Origin of the sequence: Flavisolibacter tropicus (assembly GCF_001644645.1) — a bacterium.
Classification (GTDB): domain Bacteria; phylum Bacteroidota; class Bacteroidia; order Chitinophagales; family Chitinophagaceae; genus Flavisolibacter; species Flavisolibacter tropicus.
The window spans coordinates 5737551-5758872 of sequence record NZ_CP011390.1 but is presented as its reverse complement, the minus strand read 5'-3'; the positions used below and the strand labels follow the sequence as shown (position 1 = coordinate 5758872).

The following is a 21322-nucleotide window of genomic DNA, read 5'->3' as shown; positions in this document are numbered from 1 at the left end:
CACTATGTCCTATGGAACCAGAAACCGTTTTCATTGAGCAACAAGGCTTTAGCCAAGGCTGGCTGCGCTATTTTTTGCCGGTCACCATCATTATTGCCGTTATTCTTTGTGGCGTTGAATACATTACCAAAGAGGAAAGTTTGGGTAATATAGTTATTGCCTTAACCCTCCTGGCCCTTTTAAGTGTGTTCATCTTCTCTATACGGATGGAAACCAAGATCAAAACCGATGGGATCTATGTACGCTTTTCACCGTTTCATATGAAACATAAATTCTATCCCTGGGAAGTTATTCACCAAGCTTATGTTAGAGAGTATAATCCACTTAGGGAATATGGTGGCTGGGGAATCAGGATGGGATTATTTGGACATGGATGGGCTTATAATATTTCGGGAAGCATTGGTATTCAATTGATTTTTAAAGATGGCACCAAGCTTTTGATAGGTACCCGCCAGCCCAACAAAGCGGCAGAGGCTTTAAAACGTTTAGGTAAACTGCACCATATAGAACTCTAGTCTTCCCTGCTTATCTACCGGTTCAAATCCCATATAGTATAATTAAGAATGGCAGCGAAACTTACCCAACTGATATAGGGTACTAAAAGCCAGGCAGCCAGCTTATTAATACGGGCAAAAGCGAAGATGGTAAACAATATAAACAGCCAGAGAATTATCATTTCCAGCAGGGCACCCAAGATCTGCTCTTGTCCAAAAAACAAGTATGACCATAAAAGGTTCAAGAAAAGCTGAATTCCCCAAAAACTAATAGCCCAGCGCTTATGTTTGTCAGGTGCATTTGATTTCCATACCAGGTAAAGCGCTATACCCATTAATACATACAAGGTTGTCCACACCGGGCCAAACACTCCGTTGGGCGGATTCCAGGAAGGCTTTTCCAGCGCTTGGTACCAACTACCGTTTCCGGTAACGGTAAAATAGGCACCACTAGCGGCAACCAGTTGAGGGATGATTAGTGCAATAAGAAGTTTTAGCCAAGATTTCATTTCACTGAAACAATTATAATACGTTTAATGTTTAAAGTCTAAGGATTAAAGTTGTTTACTACAATCTAGGTTTCATCATTCTCTTGACCTTAAACATTAAACTTTTAGATCGCCTCCAGACCATATTTCTTCTGATAGGCTATCAACCAGGCCACAACCTCATTATAGGTACGTGTTCCTTTTGGTTGACGATTTAGCTTTAGAAACTGGTCGTAAAACTTAGAGATATAAGGTTCAACCGCATTTTCACTTTTCAATAAATACTCCATTAGTTCTACTAGGTCTTTTTGCACCTGTGGATGTAAAGTAGTATGCAATGATTTGGCCATGGTGCTATCTCTCCTACCTAGATCGCGTATGGCATATAGGTAGGTTTCAAAATAGGTGGAATAACGCACTGCTGGCTGAGAAGCGTGACTGCCTGTAAGGTAGGCAACCAGGTTAGCTTCGTTTTCCTTAGCATACCCTAGCTGGTGGGCAATCTCATGATTAATAATAAATGGCTGGAGGAAGCGTGGAACGGTGGCTTTTAATTGGGCTTCACCGCTAAAGGGATTATAATAACCAGTAAAGCCAAAGTACTGACCTACATAGGTATAAAAAGATGTTTTGATGGCTGGCTGTTTATAATTCAAAAAGGGATACTTCGAACGGGCCTCCTGGTAAGTCTGTATTCCCAGCTGGTGAATAGTAGTATTGTTATCTAAAGCCTGACGCTGACTTTGGGTTAGTTGCGCCGCTGCAGTATTGAGACGTTTATGCAATACGGTAACCAATTGCCGAATATCTTCAGTTGCGTAGTGGGAAACTTCTAAATTCAGCTGATGGCCTATCCCCTGGCGGTCGTAATTCAATCCCCACAAGACATTAAATAATAGGTAAATCCAAAGCAATCCTTTTAAAGTTTTCTGTGTAAAAACAACCCAGAAAAACTTATCAGCCATATGCGCCCGTATACGCCGGACCAATTTTATAAAGCTTATAAATAGAAATAAGCCGGCAAAAAAATAGAGGATATCACCAATACTAAAGGGAATCCAACCCAACAATGTGCGTAAAACAAGAGAAATGAATGGATAAACGCCATAGGTATAATACCGCTCTACCCAAGCCTCATTCCATGAAAAAAGACGGATTACCAAGGCCGCCAGCAAAAGAAAAAGCAGCGATTTATCCTTCATTACGTGTTTTATTAGCATATTTGGAGGCTGATTTCGTTAAAATATTCTTTTCAAAGATGCGATTTTAGGCTATTTACATTACCTTTGCAAACTCTAAAAAAGGGAACATGAGCAATCGCCGGGAATATGAAATTGCGTTTGTAGGACTAAAACCCGGAGTTCATGAGTTCAATTACGAGATAGACGATAGGTTCTTTGAAGAATACCAGGAGCAGGATTTTCGCCATACTAAGGCTCATATAAAGCTGTTGTTAGAAAAGAATAATAGTTTTATGTTACTGAGGTTTGAGGTTGGTGGAAAAGCGGAAGTAACCTGCGACCGGTGCAATAACGAGCTCCCGTTTGAGCTGTTTGACGAATTTGCCATAACAGTAAAAATGGTAGAAGATCCGGACCTGATGAATGATCAGGAAGAAGACCCGGATGTCTACTATATCTCACGTGGAGAAAGCCATTTGGATGTTAAGAACTGGATTTATGAATTTGTAAATCTGAGCATCCCGATGCAAAAGACCTGTTCTTACGAAAACATGGATGGCCCCTATTGTAATCCGGCCGCCCGTGAATTGTTGAACAAAATGAAACCAGGAGACGATGTACCAAGCAATCCATTATGGAAAGGTTTGGAGAAGTTTAAAGGTCTTGATAGCGAACAATAATGTGAATGGTGAATAGTTAATGTGTGTAATTTCACGTTTGACATTTCACGTTTCACGATGTACAATATCCCTTGTTGCAGTACAAGGAGTTGAGCCAGGAAAGTGGCGAGAGAAACAAAAGCTGAACCAATAAAACTATTTGAAAGCATTTTTAATTATTGAGTTATGCCAAATCCCAAACGTAGACATTCACAGCAAAGAAGCGCAAAGCGCAGAACCCACTATAAGGCAGTAGCTGCTACGCTTTCTACAGATAAAACGACTGGTGAGATCCACGTTCGTCACCGCGCTCACGTAAGCGAAGGCAAATTGTACTACAAAGGCCAGGTGGTAGCTGAGAATACACCTATTAAGAAATAACCGGATCTTAAAACATTCTGAATTCCAACATTCGGGGTTAACCAGTGTTATCCTTGAGTCTTGGAATTTTATTTTTGGGAAGGATTATGAATATAGGCTTAGACATGATGGGGGGCGACTTGGCTCCTCTTGAAGCGGTAATAGGCATCCATGATTATTTTTCATCTGCCTCAACGCCTGCTCACCTGTTTTTAATCGGCAATACAGAAAAGATCAACCCGCTACTTAGCGAGTATAATTTGCCTGCAGACAATTTTACGCTAATTCATGCACCCCAGGTCATAGATATGCATGAACACCCGACAAAGGCGTTAAAAGAAAAGCGTGAGTCATCTATAGCTGTAGGATTCCATTTGCTGGCCACGGGCAAGATCGATGCCTTTATTAGCGCAGGAAACACTGGAGCTATGCTGGTAGGTTCTTTATACAGCCTGAAGCCAGTGGAAGGTGTACTTCGTCCTACCATTTCTACCATTATTCCAAAAGAAAATGGCAAAACCGGTTTGTTGCTGGATGTAGGCCTTAATTCTGATTGTAAGCCTGAGCACTTAAACCAATTTGCTACTATGGGCACCGTATATGCCCAGCAGATATTGGGTATAGAACAGCCAAGAGTAGCACTACTTAACATTGGCGAAGAAGAAGGCAAAGGCAATCTGTTAGCCCAGGCTACTTATCCCCTACTAAAGGAAAATAAACACATTCACTTCGTTGGTAATGTAGAAGGTCGTGATGTATTTCTGGATAAAGCTGATATAATGGTTTGCGATGGCTTTACCGGTAACATCATTTTAAAGATGGCCGAGTCATTTCACAGCATTACCCAGCAGAAAAATATTCAGCACGAATACTTCGATCGATTCAACTTTGAGAACTACGGTGGCACGCCCGTATTGGGAGTAGCCAAGCCCGTTATTATTGGTCATGGTATATCAAAAGCGTTAGCTTTCAAAAACATGATTTTACTGGCAGAAAAAATGATCCAGACTGGTATCATGGACAAGTTGAAAACCGAAGTAGCAGCCGACTAATTAAACTCTTTTATTAAGCGCAACGACAAAGGCATAGTTTTTACTATAGCTTTGGAACATGTTGTTGCGCTTAAATTATTTATTCCTATCCTGCATCTTTGGGCTGCTATCATGTGCGCAGCCGTTACCTTCAGAGAACTATACATCAATCACGGATACGTTTACGCATTACTTAGGCACAACGCCGGTAAAGATCATTAAGCATACATATAATAAACCCTCGCCTCTCTTCTTTGTCCACTTACACGATAATGAGAGTACAGCGGAAAAAGCAGCCATAAACTTATTAGAACAATATGGCGGCCAGCTTTTGAGTATTGAGAACAAAGAGATGCGGAATATTCGTTTCCAATTAAACAATCAATTCTACACATTTGATCCCAACCGGATGTTCAGCGATAGTGGAATTATTTCCAATTTAAAACTATTAAGCAGTCCCGACACCGCAGCCTTACGAGCAGTAAGAAACTTTGGTCAATTTATATTGTCTCATTTGCCAGATACAGGGATTATTGTGGCTGTACATAATAATACTGATGACCGTTTATCGGTGTTGTCGTTCGATACACTGCCATTAAAAAATGAAACTGCTGCTGTAACTAAAAATGCAAGTCATGATATAGATGACTTTATACTAACTACAGACAGCGTGATCTATAATTTTTATAAGAATGAAATGACGAATGCTATTTTACAACGAGAAGATCTTTTTACAGATGATGGATCGTTAAGTATTTTTTTTGGCAAGAAAAAGCGGCCCTACATAAACGTTGAAGCTGAGCATGGACACAGGTTGCAGCAGATTCTACTACTGGAGAAATTGTATGCTTACTTAGGATTGCAGAAAAAAAATTTCTCAGAAAAGCAATAATTTTTTGGAATGTAACACAACGGCTCCTATTTTTGCACTCCCAATTACGAAATGAACAACACGATCTCGTAGCTCAGTTGGTAGAGCAATACACTTTTAATGTATGGGCCCTGGGTTCGAGTCCCAGCGGGATCACAGATAGAACTTCAAAAAAGCTCAAACCCCTGCAAAATCAATAGATGCAGGGGTTTTCTGTTTCAATACCCCTCACTCACTTTCGCTTTGTCGTAAAATTTTGGTTCACCGGCTTTTCACCAAAAAATTGACCTTTTCACCAAAATCAGACAACATGAAAGTTTCTATCGTTTTCTACCCTAACAAAGCAAAAAAAAGTACCAAGACAGGAAAGATCCCAATGTATCTCCGTGTATGCATGAATGGCCAAAAAGCAGAAACTAGGCTCAATGCAGATGTAACTATGCAGGATTTAAATAAGTGGGATTTAGCCACTATGCGATTTAGTGATAGGAATTCAAAAGCCAATCAAATAATTAATAGCATAGATCAGAAGTTTACCGAATTTAAAATCCTTAATGCCACCACTCTTAGTAAGTATACTGCAAAACGGATAATTGATGTCATTATGAAGGATGGCGAAACTTCAAATATTGTAGCTCTGGCATATATAGAAAACTACTACAACAAAGTAGTAGTAAATAAATCTAAGATTGCTAAGGGCACCATCAAAGGCTATAGAAAGGCTATTAATCACATGATCAAGTTTTTGGAACTGCGAAAAACACCAGGCATTCTTCTTTCAGAAATTAATAACAATGTGGCTTTAGAATTCAACGATTATCTGAAGGGCAATAAGCATTGCCAAAATAGAAAAGGTATGACTGATGCTTCTGCGGCTGGTATTATTAAAAAGTTCAGAACCATAATTGATCGGGCAATAAATGAGGAACTACTAGAAAGAAATCCTTTTAAAATAATAAAGCTGAACAATACCTCGCCTATGAGAGATAGGCTAACGGCTTCTCAATTAAAGCAGCTTAATGATTTAGATCTTACAAACTTTCCAACGCAAGCTCTATATAGGGATCTATTCCTATTTCAAGTATATACAGGACTTGCATACATCGATGCTATGTTACTCAAAAACGAAAATTTAGAACTTAGGCCCGATGGTAACATCAAATTAAAAACAACCAGGTTAAAAACGGAAGAACCAGTAGAACAATTTCTCACCTCGCATGCAATTGAAATAATCAAAAAGTATAAGTCAAAACCGGAAAATCAGATTACTGGCCTCGTTCTACCAACACGATCCAATCAGAAGGTTAACGTTCAATTAAAAATGCTTGCAGAGCTAGCTAACATCCCCATAAAGCTCACTTCTCATATTGGGCGACATACATTCAGGCAAATGCTTTCAGAGGCTGGAATTGAAGATTATGGGGTAATAGCTAGAATGATGGGTCGAAGCAGACGAGGAGATATTGATAGCGTGTACTATGCAATAACTGAAACAGGGCTTCTTGAGGCTAAACGAAAGTTTGAAGTATTTTTGGGCAAAACCTTTTATGAAGTTGCAGCCTGAAGATGAAGAAGTCTTGGAATTAGTATACCCAATGATTGTACAATTAGAGGAGCAAGATGCTTCACAGGCAAAAGCTTTATTGCAATCAGGCTTCTTACAAGAAGTGTTAAACAACCAAGGCTATGAGGATTTTTTACTTGAACTTCTCAAGATATGCCGCAACCTCATTTTTACAGATGACGAAGAGTCATTCAAATTACTGGATGACCTTCGTTTTCCAAAAGATAAACTGAATTGCTTTGTTTCAATGAAGGATCTGAAAACTCAGATAAACAATATAAAAACCGCAGGTATAAAGATCCATTACTTTAACCTATTCGGGTATATTAGACTTTATCTAGAGATTCGAGCAGCCAATGGCGTTCTTCTAACAGGAACCGAAAATCTAAGCCATCAGAATAAAAAGGTATCTGATTTTACAAAAAAATTAATAAGCCTAAAACGGAGACGAGAGGATGCCAATGCTGATGAACCTAAGACCTTTCTATATACGTATGAAGGTGTGCTCAATCAGCAGCTTAACACTGTAATCAAAAAGGCCTCATCTCAAATTAAGGGCTTTAACATGAAAACAATAGTAGATTTATCTAAAGGCAACTCTGATAAACTATTGTTACCTGAGCTCTTAGAGCAAAGCTTTGACTACGACTCTACCAAAATGAGTAGAACCACATTCTTAGATTCAGTATATGATCTTTTTGCATTATTAACTCCTCTACCAGGTATGGATGAATACTTAAATAGCAAAAATGAGTCAGATAGCTATAAAACCTATAGGGCAAAAACACTTTGGAGATTCATTTATAAAAAGTGAACTAAAATTTTACGGAAGCCGTAATTTTTCTGTCCCTCACTAGCCAACACTAAGAGCCAATTTGCATGCATAACTTTTATGCTATGCAACAAGTATTAGACCTTATCTCGAAGCTATTCACTGAAATAGCTGACCTCAAAAATCAACTCCTCCAGCAAGAAACATCTTCGGTATCACCAGACTGGGTTCCAAAGAAAATCCTTATGCGGTTCCTAGACTATGGCGATACTCAAATCGCTGCCCTACTAAACAGCGGGGAACTTGACGTCGTTACCATCGGTAAGCGCAAGTTTATCCACCGTGATTCCATCACCAAATTCCTGGAGAAAAATCGCAAGTAATGCAAGACTGGATTTTTAAGGGTTTCCGCCCTATTGCGGAACCCTCTAATGTAACCGATAACTCAGGACTATTACCTAAGGAAGCCAGGAAGTTTATAGTATTTCAAAATACTATTACTGGGGAGCTTTCAATTACCACAGATCTAGCTTACAATAAGAAAAGAAAAAAAACCGCGCTAGAGCTATTTCGGGATATATATCAAAAACCTTTTACTACCAAAAATATTTCGATAATGCTCATTGTAGTTTATGAAGATAGCTATCCCAGCATCGGAGCCTTTATTTCCGATTTCAAAAAAAAGCTGCGGCGGAAGAATATGATCATCTTAGGCTACGTATGGACCAGGGATGTAGGTGATGAAAAATTTAAAAAGCACATTCATCTTATGATGGCCATTGAACGAATTGAGGGAAAGGAGTTTCGTGAAATGATGCAGAAAAAACGAAGCCAGGGATACGAGATAGAATTATGCAATAATGTAGAGGGATTTAAAAAGTATCTATTGGTAAAAGAGCTGTATGGCACCCAAAAACAACGATCCTTTGGCAGATCCTCCCATTTTCTCACAAAACCGCCCATAGTAAAGCAACTTAATACGGATGAATGCCTATTAAATTGTATTGATCCAATAGCTATGTAAGTGGCAAATAATTGTTTATAGTTCGTTTTTACGCTTTCTACTTTTAAAACAAAAACATGATGCAGCAAACCGATTTATTAACAGGTGAAAAGTTCCTGGCAAAACGTAGAAACCAACGGTTTTCTTCCGCTTCCAACCGAATTAAATACCATAATAACAGGGCTAGCCAACTACGATTGGAAAAATCGTCTATTAACCGGCCTTTGCACGTTAATTACAACATCCTTAGTGAGCTCATGAAAGGAAAGAAAGAAGCGATCTTCCATAAACAGTATTTACTAGGCAAGGGTTTCGATTTTGGAGTAAGTACCCACATCGATACATATAACGGAAATCGTTACCATGCTACATATTGCTATATCATAGTGCCTTGCGAAAAAGAGCAGTTTAAAATCGTAAGGAGATGATTGATTATACCACAGTTTCTATTCAACCCCTGAACCCAGATTTATTACCGGCTGCTACCCCAAATAAGCTAGCAGCCTTTCAACCCATTTTAATACCAGTAGTGATTACGCTACTAATTGGAGGATCTATCTATGCACTATACCAATTCCGAAAGCAAGCCACCCAGGAACAAGCCTCAATTCAACTTTGATTATGATATTGAAGATCTGTTTGATACGAAACCGGTGCGCATTGTACTGGGTGCAGCCATCCTGGTAGGTGGGCTTTACCTAGCGGGTAAAGTGCTGCGGCTGCTCGGTGGTACCGTTGAAGATGTTCGCTACTTTTCCAGCACCTTGAAAAGCTAGCCTGGCAACACTTGAAAAATCGTAAGCCTCAATCGCCAGGCAGCTTTTCTCCTTTTAATCCTACCCTATTTCTTTTTAATTACACATTTTATTTATGAAAAAGGCTATTATCTATATCCGCACATCAACGGAGTTGCAAACCCCTGAATTGCAACTTCGAGATATTCAAGTATTAAACCCTCCAGCTGATCACCTTCTTTTAGAAGAACAGCAATCCGCCTGGAAGGAGAATGTTTTACGGCCACAGTTTGATATTCTATTAAAAACCATCAAAGCCCGTAAGGTAACTGCACTTTATGTTTGGAGCTTGGATCGCCTTTACCGCAACCGCAAGCGGTTGGTGGAGTTTCTAACGCTTTGTAAGAATTATGGCGTTAAGGTTCACAGCTACAACCAGCAATGGGTCAATGAGATCCATAATTTGCCAGAGCCCTGGAATGAAATAATGGATGGATTCATGCTACAGATTGTCGGCTGGATAGCCGAAGATGAAAGCAAGGTGAAGTCTAATCGGGTAAAGATGGCCATTAAAAGAAAAGAAAGCGGCACCTTTTCCCACAAAGGCAATAAATGGGGCCGTAAAGGTTATTCCACCCAAATCATTAACAGTGTAATGGAATTGCACCAGCAAGGAAAATCGATTAGGGCTATTGCAAAAGAAGTTCAAGGATATAGCAACCATAACGGCAAGCCCATCTCCAAGAGTGGTGTCCATAAAATCATAGCTGAAAACTCCCCTGAAAAAGGTAGTAAAACAACCTGTCCACAAAAGAATTGATTACCGGACAGCACATTCCATTCAATTAACTAAAACTAAATTAATGATTGTAAATACACTTGGCCTTCGCCACTATAAGTTCAAAAAGCCTCATATCTATGATCCTGTTATCCTGATTACAGAGCCAGAAAACACCTTTGACAAAAAAGCAGTAGCGGTACACAACAGGCAAGGTGAAAAGATGGGATACATCGCAAAAGAAGGCAAAGCAAATGAAAAGGTCTTTAAGAAGCTGAAGCAAGGCTTGTTAATCGCAGAAGTAATAGAGGTTTATGATAACCGACTTGTTGTGGCGATTAATTTTCGCTAACCACTCCCAAACATCCAGGCTGATTAAATTTAATCAGCCTTTTATTTTATCCCTGTATAACATTAGCTTGATCTTAATGTTTTACTATTTGGACATCCCATTAAGCAACTGGCGTTCTTTGGATGTTTTATTAGTAGAAGCAGAAGATATTACTGATACAGAAAAGCAATATCTTCTGCTCTTAAAAAGATAAACCACCAAGGCAAATTTGGATTTCCGTTTATAAACAAGAACCTATTCATACTAACCTATTTAATTTGAGTTAGATTTAGAATTTGGATGCTCACCACCTCCCATCCACTCCCCTGTTGCATGCCAATTTTCATAATGGTAAAGCCATAAAGAAGCCCAGGGTAATATCGTGTCAGCAAGTAGGTCGCTAGATTTAAATTCACCGTATTTTGGTCTATACAAACAAAGCTTCTTACCAGGATATATATGGGGGATAGCCTCACCATTAGCGGATTCCTGAAGTACCGGATCAAGAACCGAAACTTCTGGAGCACCGTTTAAATGGTAAATAACTTCAACTGTATATTGAGCACTCCTGGCTGTAGGCTGCAGAATGCCTTTTGCTTTTAACTTATATCTCCCGGCAGATACAGAGAAGCCTTTAAACTTACTCTTAATGGCTGCCACTTGTTCCATAATGGTTTTTTGCCGAGGTTTAAATCCATAACTACTCATGCGCCAAAAAAAGTGTTTGGTTTTACTGTAGACGCCATACTTCCAGCGGCACTCAAAATACCAGTGGTACGGTTAATTCCAAGTTTGCCACCGCCTCTTAATTCTTCCAAATGGCTAGCTTGTGATTGGTACGCCTTTGTTACAACAGATTCTCCAAATAGGCCTTTCAATATTCTACTTTCATCCGGAATGCCATGATGCTTTTTCAGTTCCTGCCATTCACTTTGTAGGTGTTTGCAAAAGGCCTTAAACCCTATATAGTACCGTGGGTCATCCTCCCATTTATCTGTAAAATCCTCCTGAGGGTTCACAGGGTTGAACACTTTTATTCTCTTCTCGGCCACAGCAGTTTCTCTGCCAATCGTTGAAACAATGTTGTCGACCGTGTCAAAAATACTTTCCTCTCCCGTATAATACATGCCAGCAAGAGTAGTTAAAACAATACTGGATGTTTTATGATCACTGAAGCGTTCCTGAAAGTAAAGGTCACGATACCTTTTTATAAGCTGTACTGCACGTTGTAGTGGCTTCTTTTGGTCGAAGTTATCAGCAGGAAGATTTTCGGCGCGGAGTGCTTTTTCTAACAAGCTCATTTTTACCAAGTTTGCTTTAGCCAAAAACCAATCGGCATAGCCCCTGGGGTTGCTGCTGACCCAACGCCCTAGATCATGGTCCGGAACTTTAAGTTTGTTTTCATCCCATTCACTTTCCTGTACACCCGGTAAGATGTCCATGTGAAAATCACCAGAGTAGTTCAAGCGAAGACACCTGTTTTTGGGCTCTAACATACCCTTGTACGTTTCGTGAGCCTCTAGACGCCTTTTCACTTCAGCGTATATACGGGCTGGGGAATGGCTACCCATCCCCGGTTTTAAGTGAATTGCAATATCCAGGTCGAACTCCTCTCTTTCCACAGGTTTCACTGTAGTAAGTATACGCACCGATCCATGAGGATATACATCGTATTTGTAAGGGCCAAAAAAGACGGGGTCTGCTTCAATCCAATCTTTAACCGCTTCATAATGTTGTTTCATCCGTTGTTGCCGAGTAGCATCCAACTGTAGGTTTTCCGCCATTTTATCCAGCAGATCGTCGATTTGAGTTCTTTTTTCTTCTATAAGTAACATATTAGTCTAGTTTTCTGGTTTCGAATATGTGATAAGTGTGGGGAGCAATGCGCTTCCCATCACTGGCTATTTCTCGCTTTATTTCCTCTTCAGTAACCCAGATGGCTCCATCAGGAGGATTCATATATAATTGCTCCAGTGCATCTTCTTGCCTGCGATTTAGGGTTTTGGGCTTGTAGATGTCAAAATATTTAAACGTATCGGTCTTAAAATGCTCGTCGTAATGAATTTGCTCATAGCTCTGCCCCACCAGTTCATAGTGTATGTATGGAAACAAAGCTTGTGGTAGCAGGCCTGGTTCAACAAGTTCTTCATAGAACTCTCGCCATGGATCTAGTTCCCGGTGTTCTCTACTGAAAAACCATTGAATGAAATCCTTAAGATTCCTCCTGTTTCGCAGCTTTAACCGTAAGTCATGTTCGCTAGCATCATCATTTTCGATATTATTGTCTGGGATTGCCCCTATTGATTCCAGTTGCTTTTTCCCTTCTGGATTGAAGTACTTGTAAACACCACCAACCGGTTGGTAGGCTCCCTGGATTCTGTTACTTTTCACCAACAGGTATTTACCCCTCACTTCAATTTTGTACAGGTAGGCAATGGACAACCTTAAGCTTCTCTTGGATAGCAGGCATTTTAAATAGAGTCTGATAAACCCGCGCTGATCGTACAAATGGAAGATCCATTCGATCAGTAATGCTATCGCAACACCAATAGCTAAACCGTTTAATTCAGGCTGAAGATTTGGCCCAACCACCCATTGGGCCAAGCTAAAGCTGATGGCCACTACAATTATTTCACTTATTGTCTTTCGTTTCATTAGTTCCTTTCAAATGTTTTAGTGCCTTATTAATGTTTTTTGTCCACAGGAGGGTTAGGATCATTGCCATAGCTATCTGAATCCCTTATCCGGCCATCCTTACCGTGAATAACTACTTCTCCTTTCTGATTCTGTGCAATTTGTTTGGCGATCTCTATAGCTTCTTTCTGCGTCGGAGCGACTTTGGTAGCTTTTTGGTTACCGGCTCCTTTTACCGCCCATCCATCCTGATGTTTTACTACATGTTGTTGTTTAGCCATTTGTAATTTTTGTTTTACAGGTTACTGATTAATAATATGGAAAGGATGTTTTGGAAAATTGTGGCACATAGCAATATCTTTACTAAACTGGCCTACCAAAGGTTCCTGCACCCTTCTATACTATATATAACCAGCTTTAGAAAAAAAATCCCCATCTGGGGTAAAAAATTTTTTTAAGGGTTAATAATTTATGGAGGAAGGGCAATATTATAATCAGAATCACCAAAGGATTGGCACGCTCCAGGATAGAGATTGGGCTGTAGCTTTGGGTAAAGCAAAGGAGCATATCCGGTTGCGGCTGCGCCAAAAAACAAGTTTCGGAGCTCACCATTCTACAAATCTGGGTGCAGATGCTATAGACCACTATCTAAGTATTGGTTATACCAAAATCCTTTCTGGGGAGTGGGAATGGAAGGAATCACACACCCTTGCAGAACAAATGATATTAATTATTGATAGTTATATCAGTAAAGAGGTTAAACGCTATAAAGGGCTACCAGAAGATACTGTTCGAGTAGAATACAGAGATGATCTGGAAACCTCCTTTTATGACAATACTGACGAAGATGATACAGAAGAAGTTCAAGAAGAATGCAATCGGCAAGTCCAACTGATCGAAGCAGCTATCCAAGACGATGCGGAGTTGGTCATGTTTTGGGAAGGCGTGAAAGAGGGGTACAAAGCTAGAGACATCGCAAGCCTACTAGATATTACTGTAAAACAATTAAGTAAACTAAGGGAAAAGTTCTTCCGCAGGGTACGGAACTTTCAAACAAAAGGAGCATAACCAATGGCAAAAGCAAATCAAATAATCCATAATTTCTATGGCTTACAAATGGAAATCAACCTGCTGAAGCCTGACGAGGATGTTTTAGCCGAGCTGAACGAAAAGCCTGACCCAACTATAAATAAACACCTGTCGAAAATAAAGCAACTTACCGCAAAGGCTAAAGCCAAAGCTAATCAGGTTAGGTTTCAAAACGCTATACATGAACTTGCATTGTTGAAACAGAAGGGCATTGAAGAATTGAAAAAGTTATTTCTGCCGCAAGAGAGGGTTGCACTGGTACCTTTATTTAGAAAATTTGAAGAGTTGGGTGATCAAGATCAGCAATCTATCACAGAAGACGAGGAATTACTTCAGTTTTTAGAACTATTAAAAAACCGTATTGATGCCAGCGGCAACAAATAACCCTATTAAGGCTGCATGGCATGTTCATGATCAATTAGGCTGGACACAACCTGGGGATCTAACCTTAGATGAAATAGCATCTGCTTTAGGTGCCCATCTACGTTATACAAAATTGGAAGGATCGGAGGGGCGCATTCTAATCAGCGGGAACTCTGCTATTATTACAGTTAACGAGAATATTACAAATGAGGGCAAGAAAAACTTTGTTTTAGCTCACGAAATCGGCCATTATGTAATGCATCGTAATGTGCAACCATTATATTCTGATACTCAACAAACTTTATCAGATTGGTTTAAGAATGGCCCCCAAGAGCTAGAAGCAAATGCATTTGCAGCCGAACTTCTTATGCCAACAGGTATATTTACCCAGAAGGTTCGAAAGAAAAAATTAAGCCTAGACTTGATTCAAGAGGTTGCTGCTTACTTCCAGGTATCCATGACCGCAGCTTTTCTAAAATATAAAGAACTTGGAGATTACCCGTTGATGGTCATCTTTATTGAAGATGGAATAATAAAATGGAAACAATCATCTAAAGATTTTCCACTTCAATACCTGCCACTTAGATCAAAAGTGCCAGTTTGGACGGTTGCCGGTGATTTCTTTAATGGCAAAGGTCTAGAGGAGAAACCTGAATTAATTGATGCCATTGAGTGGTTCCCAGAAGACAGTAGGCTACGTTATAATAACAACCTCAAATTTTACGAGCAGTGTTTTCAGGTTTCAGATAATGGATTGATTTCCTGCTTATGGACTAAATAGCTTGGCTTAAAAAAATAGCACTTGTAGCATATTAGAAGTACTTTATACTTTAACAACACTGAACTTTTGCTTTATACTATATTTCTCTTTTTGTAGCATCTAACCTGGCTTTTATAAACAAGGCTTGATGCTACAAAAAAATAAAAGAAGATTGAGATAGAATTATTATAAAGGAGGTATTGATAACCTTTTTCTAAAATACTCCCTAGTCTCTGCATCAACACAATATATATAGCATCCTTTTGCCCCCCTGGTCATTAGTGTTCGATATGTATTTCTAATAATAGTTCTAAGCAGGGTTTTAGTTTCTTCGGGCTTCTCTTTCATCAACTTCTTATACCCATTAATTGATTTATCCATTCTTGAACGTTTAGATGGATCAACCAACACCTCCCCATTTCTAACAATGAGATCTTCCCCTATTATTACGCCAACATAATCCACCTCCAAACCTTGGCAAGTATGAATACAACCTATTTCATTCACTGAGCTGGGATCAATAATCCACGTGGAACCGTAAGATTTTAAATTCCAACGCATTTTAAAGTCATACTCTGAAAACTTAATATCATATTCAGATGGCCGCTTATCACTATTCCAATCCCAACAGTAGCCAGCTACCAGCCTAGCTTTATTATTAATTTTATTCTTTTCAAAGATTAAATCACGCAATTCAGCCGGATTGTCAATGACCTTGAAATCATATTTGTAATTGGCCGACTGTAGGGTCTCATTAGCCGTTTCCCTTATCTGCAGCACATCGTCTAACCAGGCCAGATAGCCATCTGATCCATTACACCGGAATTGAGAAGACAGGCTCATCTTATGGACCTTTGCTCCAGCATCAGCAGCAAACCGCTCTATAACTTTGATCTCGCCATAGTCATCGATGTGAACCCGTTGGTCTTCATCAATAAAGAATACTGTGAAAAGTGCAGAATTGATGATTTCTTTAATCTGGTTATCGCCCATTTTCAAAAAACCAGTTTGCTTCGTTAGGCGGTGAGCTTCGTCAACAATCAGCGTTGAAATAGTATTTTGCGGAGTTTTAATAAATGTTCCAGATCCAACAAATAAATTTTTAAGCTCAACCATCTTTTTCGCCCCCTGCAACTTGTCAAAATATACTTCCCTGGGTGCGCTGGTTTTAGTTACGTATTGAGCAAACTTACCGCGCCTGTTAAGCTCAACTAATAGATTTATAGCCACTACAGATTTACCTGTACCAGGCCCACCCTCTACAATTAGTACGTTCTTATTCTTTTCATGGGAGTATTTAGCTAACTCAAGAGCTGCTTCGTACACCACTTTTTGGTCGTCAATCATGATAAACTCCTGATTGCCCTTGATCATGGACTTTAAGCTATCAGCAAGGCTCTTTGTAGGCCTAATACGTCCACTTTCAATACGCAGCATGATGTTCGATTTATCACCATACTTCATAAACCTCTTAATGAACTCCCTCAACTTAAGAGCGTCAGGTCTTAGAAAAACCGGCGCTTTCTCAATGTAATAGCTATAATGTTCATTCGTGATAACATCATCATATTCATAGTTATGCAAATAAGCACAGGGATGTAGGCCAATATTTTCTTCTTCTACTGTTGCATTGAAGGATTGCAATAGTGCAGCATAAGACCAAGCCTGGTAAGAAGGATGGCTGGTATGGCTGTAGCCCCCTTGAAAGCGAGTCTCCACAATTCCATCCCTTTCGGTTAGCCGGGCTTCAGACCATTGCTTTAATTCAATGATAATCACATTATCCTTTTGCCCATCTGAGCCCGTAATAATCAAGTCAACTCGTTTGGATGTCTGAGGTATATGGTATTCTATAGAAATACCGCAATCATCCGGAATTGCTCGATCCTGGAGCACCTTATCCATAAAACCAAGGGAGTTTTTAAAGGCTTTTAATTCATTTGGAGCAACTTCTTTCCCGGTCTTTTGTTTAATCTGGGTTGCAATGATCCTGTCTATCTCATTTGTGAGAATGTCATTGCTAAAGTCTTCTTTTGTGTTTTGGTATACTATCATCAGGTAGGATTGGTAATGTAAGCTATAATTCGTTGTATTTTTTGGCTGTGCCCTTTGCTTTTTCTACTGGATACTTCTCTCGATTCCGCTCAATTTTGTTCAAAATGATTTGTTTAACATTAAGCCCTTTCTCATGTGCTAGTAGAAAGGCAAAGGAGAATATGTCGGCCAGTTCTTCCTCTATCTTGTCCTTTTTCGCATCTTCAGCTGGTTTCCAAAGAAAAGCTTCAAGCAGCTCACCGGCTTCAATACTGATAGCTATTGCCAAGTCTTTTGGATTGTGAAATTGCTTCCAATCCCTTTCGTTCCTAAAGTTTAAGAGGGCATTGCTTATTTCTTCAATATCATTCACAGAGGTTCGGTTTTAAATTTTATCATGATATAATAGTCATGAAGACTGGTTACTTTGTGCCACCCCCATGCATCATTTCTGCTAGTTTGTATTCCTCATCAAAGGGCAGGCGTAAATCTGCCAGCATTTCTGGAACAGCCAGTTTCCAGCTAACATAGTAATAAGCTAGTAGATGGTAACCTGAAAACTCTTTACCAGGAATAGAGCGGACATGATAGGTGTTACCAGGTGCAGGGTTAATACCACCAGTGCCAATCATTGCTATTTCAAAGGCGAGTTGTTTTATTTTATCCTTTGACATTCCCTTGAAAAACTGTAGTGCGTCAACCATAAACATAACTACAGCCATGTTGGTGCCGATAGCCTCTTGATTATTCAAGAACTTCTTTGTCTGCTTGTCCTTAAAGTTCTTATCAATATCAGTTCCAAACGGATCTTCTATAGCTGAATTAAGTACTTCATCAATGGTTTGTGGCCTATTGTAAAAGTCTTCTTCGTCTACTAGTTCAAAATACTTCTCAAGTTTTAAGTCTTCGCCCCAGTGCTGAATAATCTCATATTCTTCTCCTGGCTTGCGATCTTTTCGGTATTCAACAAACTCAGCCCACATCCGTTCTGCCTCCTTTTGTTCATATGGCAATGGGTTGTGTTGCTTCACCAAATCAACAGCATACAGGTCTTTAAATAGAATAGCATTAAGTAAGTTTAATACCTTAGAAGCGGTAAGAATGTTGCGAGGTGCAAGGCTTACTGCCCTTTTATCGGTTACTGCTACTTTACCTTCATTTATTAACTGTAGTAAGGAGATAAACTGATATGGACGTAACTCCTTGTAATTTTCAAAAAGATAGTCTTCAATAAACAGATCTATTGGGGTATTGTAAACTTGAAGGTTAATACCATCGTATAAGGCTTCAAAGTAATTTGCAACTGAAGCTTCTGGGATGCCTTCTTTTTGTAGTTTTCTGCGATCATTCGAATGATCCCTTAGGAATTGCACTCTTTTTTCCGCACCAGAAATAAATAGCATGTTGGCACTCTCAGCTCTAGCTTCACTGGCAAATTCCAAATGAACTAATTCATGCATCATTAAGTGTTCAACGGCATCATATTGCGGTTTGTATTTAATAAGATGGTAATCTCTGTTATATTTTTCAGCAAATTCTAGTTTGGCAGCTGTAGGCAATGAAGAATCCTCTTCAACTCTAATCTCCTTTTTATATTTCCCCTCTAAAAAGCCCTTGTATTCATCGAAAACCCTTTTTCCACTACCAGAAGCCATATATTGTTGCGCTAGTTTGCCCGCTGTAGAATAAGCCACTTGATAAAGCCTTTCATCCTTTCCAGCATACTTCATACAATTAATGGCAAAATCAAAGGCCATCAGAGGGTAACCAAGCTGTTCGTAGGCAAGCGCAATCCCAAGGGAGGTATTAGGGTAAGTAGGTTCGATAGCATAGGCTTTCTCTAAGTATTCCACCCCTTCCTCTAGTTTTCCCAGTCGGATTAAGTTTCCGCCTATATTATTAATAGTAATATGATCTGTTGGATTAACCTTCAACGCTTGGTCGTAGTATTTCCTGGCTGTATGTAGATCTTCTTTGTATCGGGCAAAAATATTTCCCATCATCAATAAGGCATAACCGTTCTTAGGATTCCAGCGTAAGGCATCAATAAGGTAATTGATGGCCTCTTCTTGATTGCCTTCTTCAGAGAGTATTTGCCCGTAGATCCGATGGTATTCTGAATTGGAAGGGTTTTTATCAATTAATGGTTTTAATAGCTTTTTAGCATCGCTGAACTTTCCACTATCGCAAAGGGATACAACTTTGCGGTAGTCGGCATCCTGGTTAAGAATGGTTGGCGTGTCGATGTCTATTCGTACTAAATCGCCTTCTATAGATACTTTGGGCTCATAAGCCCCATAGGTATAATACCGTTTTAATTGATCTTTGAGAACATCAAGATCACCGGTAGACTCTATCCCAGGAAAAAGTTCAGCAAGAAAGTCCTCTATTTTATGATAAATGGTCATTTGCGGATTCTACAATTGCGTTAACACTTAAAGATTGGCCTCAAAAATAGGTCACTTTCGCAAGTAGGATTACTTAATTGCCCACAATTCAGCCCAAATAGCCACACTTATATATATTATATATATAGGTATGCGCTAAAAACTTATCTTTAGCTTAGTTTAAATGATTTGCCGATCCATAATGTGGCAAAGTGAAGCAAATTCACTATTTCTTCACCGAAAGGATAGAAAATTGGTGAAAACATTGATTTTACAGGGTGTTTCTCAAAATAGTTCAAGTCCCAGCGGGATCACAGAAAAAAGCCTTAAGTTTCACTTAAGGCTTTTTTGTTTTTAGTACTTACCGCTCATTATACGCACCATAAATACTTTTGAAAACTTCTCTATTATCACTGGCAATTGGGACTTAAGAAACGAACTAAAAAAAGTCCGCCCTCCTAATTTGTCATACCTATTTTACTAATCCAGCACATATGCAATGGATAATTGACAGATGACCGTTGCCAGCGCTCCACTATCATCTGTTAACTGTCATCTGTCAACTATCCAGATGTACTAAAAGATTTAAACTAGTATTACCGCTACTCCTACAGAAAAGCTTGGATAAATTGTCCGGGTTTATTTTAGGGATTCTTGGCAAATATTTAATTTAGAGAGTCAATTGTTATTGTCTGTTTTTCATCTTATCAGTAGAACCTATTCGTTAACGTATTAAGAAAATAAAGTTCTCTATTCGCTTACTCCCTCTCTGTGTAAACGAGACTGCACCTTATGTACATCGATCTTCCCTTGATTACAATTTGTAAATAGATCAACTCCAAATCCTTTTATAACTAATACACGTAACCAATTAGTTATTTAACTAAATACTGTTTCTGTATAAACACATTGTTGAGCTTCTTATTGATGACTTGTAGCTAATTCTAAAAAAGGGATCATGAAAAGCACTATTCTGTTTATCATTTGTCTATCTATCTACAGCCAAGCCTTCTCACAAACCTTTACCATGGGCAAAAACTGTAAAGAAAAGAATCAGGCAGGCATAAATCAGTTGAAGGACAAGAAATATGATGAAGCGTTACAAACCTTTTCACAAATGGAAAAGTCATGCAACACTAAAGATGCTAAAGAAGCCTGGGCTGTTGGTAAAGCAGAGGCCTTTAACGGTCTAAAGAAGTATCAGGAAGCAATTACTGAAAGTGAGAAGGCGCTAAAAGTAACCAAAGGAAAAAGCCTAATGGGGCTATTCCAAAAAGCCATTGCTCAAAACGGATTGAAGCAACACGAAGAAGCCAGCAAAACATTTGCACAAATGATGAGTCTCACTGAAAAAAACCAGGATACAAAAACACGGGCATCTAACTATGCATTAATGGCCTCCGTACAATCGCATCAATTAAATAAACCCGATAGTGCTCATTACTATATAGAAAAGGCAATAAACATGCAACCCGATAACGCAGATTTTATTGTACAAAAGGGAGACATCTATTTTAATGAGAAAAAATATAATGATGCTTTTACCCAATACGACAAGGCGGTGCAAATGGGCAAAACCGACTATGAAATGTATACCATTCGTAGCAATGCCCGTTTGAAAATGCTACAGGATAAATACCATACAACGAATGTTCAAGAGCTACGCAGCAAAATGACCGCAGACGAAAAAAAACTATTATGTGCCGACTTAAAGAAGGCTACTTCCTTTGGCCAAAAAGATATGCAGGTAGATATGGTAGCTTCTCTAATTTGTAAATAACCAAAACCG

26 protein-coding genes and 1 tRNA gene are annotated in these 21322 nt (G+C 39.2%); 18 read left to right on the top strand and 9 right to left on the bottom strand.

Annotated elements, in window-relative coordinates; genetic code table 11:
* Window positions 1-11 precede the first annotated feature (11 nt).
* Window positions 12-515, top strand: coding sequence for a hypothetical protein (locus SY85_RS24495; RefSeq protein WP_066408935.1), 504 nt, complete (start codon window positions 12-14; stop codon window positions 513-515).
* A gap of 14 nt (window positions 516-529) precedes the next feature.
* Here SY85_RS24495 and SY85_RS24490 read toward each other — a convergent pair whose 3' ends face one another.
* On the bottom strand, window positions 530-1003 hold the full coding sequence (locus SY85_RS24490) for a TspO/MBR family protein (RefSeq protein WP_066408932.1): 474 nt from the start codon (window positions 1001-1003) through the stop codon (window positions 530-532).
* A gap of 104 nt (window positions 1004-1107) precedes the next feature.
* Window positions 1108-2202: a DUF3810 domain-containing protein gene (locus SY85_RS24485; protein ID WP_082886682.1), complete on the bottom strand. Its 1095-nt coding sequence runs from the start codon at window positions 2200-2202 to the stop codon at window positions 1108-1110.
* A gap of 89 nt (window positions 2203-2291) precedes the next feature.
* Between SY85_RS24485 and SY85_RS24480 the strand changes: the two genes are divergently transcribed.
* From SY85_RS24480 to SY85_RS24420, 13 genes are all read left to right on the top strand, one after another.
* Window positions 2292-2843 (top strand): YceD family protein, encoded by a 552-nt coding sequence (locus SY85_RS24480; RefSeq protein ID WP_066408917.1) that lies wholly within the window; start codon window positions 2292-2294, stop codon window positions 2841-2843.
* 165 nt (window positions 2844-3008) lie between these two features.
* A complete protein-coding gene (gene rpmF, locus SY85_RS24475; protein ID WP_066408915.1) occupies window positions 3009-3203 on the top strand; it encodes a 50S ribosomal protein L32 in 195 nt (64 codons plus the stop codon).
* An 86-nt stretch (window positions 3204-3289) separates the two neighbouring features.
* On the top strand, window positions 3290-4234 hold the full coding sequence (gene plsX, locus SY85_RS24470; RefSeq protein ID WP_066410132.1) for a phosphate acyltransferase PlsX: 945 nt from the start codon (window positions 3290-3292) through the stop codon (window positions 4232-4234).
* A 58-nt stretch (window positions 4235-4292) separates the two neighbouring features.
* Entirely contained in the window at window positions 4293-5105 is an 813-nt protein-coding gene (locus SY85_RS24465; RefSeq protein WP_066408913.1) for a hypothetical protein, read from the top strand.
* Window positions 5106-5167: 62 nt separating this feature from the next.
* Window positions 5168-5240: transfer RNA gene (locus SY85_RS24460), tRNA-Lys, on the top strand.
* A gap of 154 nt (window positions 5241-5394) precedes the next feature.
* Window positions 5395-6648 (top strand): site-specific integrase, encoded by a 1254-nt coding sequence (locus tag SY85_RS24455; protein ID WP_066408912.1) that lies wholly within the window; start codon window positions 5395-5397, stop codon window positions 6646-6648.
* Window positions 6632-7462 (top strand): hypothetical protein, encoded by an 831-nt coding sequence (locus SY85_RS24450; RefSeq protein ID WP_066408903.1) that lies wholly within the window; start codon window positions 6632-6634, stop codon window positions 7460-7462. The genes SY85_RS24455 and SY85_RS24450 overlap by 17 nt, the downstream gene beginning before the upstream one ends.
* 83 nt (window positions 7463-7545) lie before the next feature.
* Window positions 7546-7803 (top strand): helix-turn-helix domain-containing protein, encoded by a 258-nt coding sequence (locus SY85_RS24445; protein WP_148661287.1) that lies wholly within the window; start codon window positions 7546-7548, stop codon window positions 7801-7803.
* The gene (locus SY85_RS24440) at window positions 7803-8444 is read left to right on the top strand and encodes a hypothetical protein (RefSeq protein WP_066408899.1); all 642 of its coding nucleotides are present in this window, start codon (window positions 7803-7805) and stop codon (window positions 8442-8444) included. The genes SY85_RS24445 and SY85_RS24440 overlap by 1 nt, the downstream gene beginning before the upstream one ends.
* Before the next feature lie 56 nt (window positions 8445-8500).
* Window positions 8501-8851, top strand: coding sequence for a hypothetical protein (locus SY85_RS24435; RefSeq protein ID WP_066408898.1), 351 nt, complete (start codon window positions 8501-8503; stop codon window positions 8849-8851).
* Between the two features lie 132 nt (window positions 8852-8983).
* Window positions 8984-9199 (top strand): hypothetical protein, encoded by a 216-nt coding sequence (locus SY85_RS24430; protein ID WP_066408896.1) that lies wholly within the window; start codon window positions 8984-8986, stop codon window positions 9197-9199.
* 94 nt (window positions 9200-9293) lie between these two features.
* The gene (locus SY85_RS24425) at window positions 9294-9977 is read left to right on the top strand and encodes a recombinase family protein (RefSeq protein ID WP_066408894.1); all 684 of its coding nucleotides are present in this window, start codon (window positions 9294-9296) and stop codon (window positions 9975-9977) included.
* Between the two features lie 43 nt (window positions 9978-10020).
* The gene (locus SY85_RS24420; RefSeq protein WP_066408891.1) at window positions 10021-10287 is read left to right on the top strand and encodes an HIRAN domain-containing protein; all 267 of its coding nucleotides are present in this window, start codon (window positions 10021-10023) and stop codon (window positions 10285-10287) included.
* Between the two features lie 252 nt (window positions 10288-10539).
* Here the strand turns inward: SY85_RS24420 and SY85_RS24415 are convergent, their stop codons facing one another.
* The 4 genes from SY85_RS24415 to SY85_RS24400 are packed head-to-tail and all read right to left on the bottom strand — an operon-like array spanning window position 10540 to window position 13181.
* A complete protein-coding gene (locus SY85_RS24415) occupies window positions 10540-10935 on the bottom strand; it encodes a type II CBASS E2 protein (RefSeq protein ID WP_148661286.1) in 396 nt (131 codons plus the stop codon).
* 35 nt (window positions 10936-10970) lie between these two features.
* Window positions 10971-12101, bottom strand: a complete 1131-nt coding sequence (locus SY85_RS24410) for a nucleotidyltransferase domain-containing protein (protein ID WP_066408885.1) — start codon at window positions 12099-12101, stop codon at window positions 10971-10973.
* A 1-nt stretch (window position 12102) separates the two neighbouring features.
* Window positions 12103-12921 carry an SMODS-associated NUDIX domain-containing protein gene (locus SY85_RS24405; RefSeq protein WP_066408883.1) on the bottom strand — a complete coding sequence of 273 codons (819 nt, stop codon included), beginning with the start codon at window positions 12919-12921 and terminating at the stop codon, window positions 12103-12105.
* A 29-nt stretch (window positions 12922-12950) separates the two neighbouring features.
* A complete protein-coding gene (locus SY85_RS24400; protein ID WP_066408881.1) occupies window positions 12951-13181 on the bottom strand; it encodes a DUF2188 domain-containing protein in 231 nt (76 codons plus the stop codon).
* Window positions 13182-13371: 190 nt separating this feature from the next.
* Here SY85_RS24400 and SY85_RS24395 point away from each other — a divergent pair, with 190 nt between their 5' ends.
* The 3 genes from SY85_RS24395 to SY85_RS24385 are packed head-to-tail and all read left to right on the top strand — an operon-like array spanning window position 13372 to window position 15133.
* Entirely contained in the window at window positions 13372-13968 is a 597-nt protein-coding gene (locus SY85_RS24395) for a hypothetical protein (RefSeq protein ID WP_066408880.1), read from the top strand.
* 3 nt (window positions 13969-13971) lie between these two features.
* The gene (locus SY85_RS24390; protein ID WP_066408874.1) at window positions 13972-14373 is read left to right on the top strand and encodes a hypothetical protein; all 402 of its coding nucleotides are present in this window, start codon (window positions 13972-13974) and stop codon (window positions 14371-14373) included.
* Entirely contained in the window at window positions 14354-15133 is a 780-nt protein-coding gene (locus SY85_RS24385) for an ImmA/IrrE family metallo-endopeptidase (RefSeq protein ID WP_066408871.1), read from the top strand. Before SY85_RS24390 ends, SY85_RS24385 begins: the two co-directional genes overlap by 20 nt.
* A 165-nt stretch (window positions 15134-15298) precedes the next feature.
* On the opposite strand, the gene SY85_RS24380 is transcribed toward SY85_RS24385, so the two are convergent.
* From SY85_RS24380 to SY85_RS25220, 3 genes are read right to left on the bottom strand one after another with little or no spacing between them, the layout of a single operon-like run.
* Entirely contained in the window at window positions 15299-17167 is a 1869-nt protein-coding gene (locus SY85_RS24380) for a DUF2075 domain-containing protein (RefSeq protein ID WP_066408868.1), read from the bottom strand.
* A 22-nt stretch (window positions 17168-17189) separates the two neighbouring features.
* Complete coding sequence (locus SY85_RS24375) at window positions 17190-17519, bottom strand: nucleotide pyrophosphohydrolase (RefSeq protein ID WP_066408866.1); 330 nt, start codon at window positions 17517-17519, stop codon at window positions 17190-17192.
* Between the two features lie 49 nt (window positions 17520-17568).
* Window positions 17569-19554 carry a tetratricopeptide repeat protein gene (locus SY85_RS25220; protein ID WP_082886681.1) on the bottom strand — a complete coding sequence of 662 codons (1986 nt, stop codon included), beginning with the start codon at window positions 19552-19554 and terminating at the stop codon, window positions 17569-17571.
* Window positions 19555-20491: 937 nt separating this feature from the next.
* On the opposite strand from SY85_RS25220, the gene SY85_RS24365 reads away from it, so the two are divergent.
* Window positions 20492-21313 (top strand): tetratricopeptide repeat protein, encoded by an 822-nt coding sequence (locus tag SY85_RS24365; RefSeq protein ID WP_066408864.1) that lies wholly within the window; start codon window positions 20492-20494, stop codon window positions 21311-21313.
* The last annotated feature ends 9 nt before the right edge of the window (window positions 21314-21322 follow it).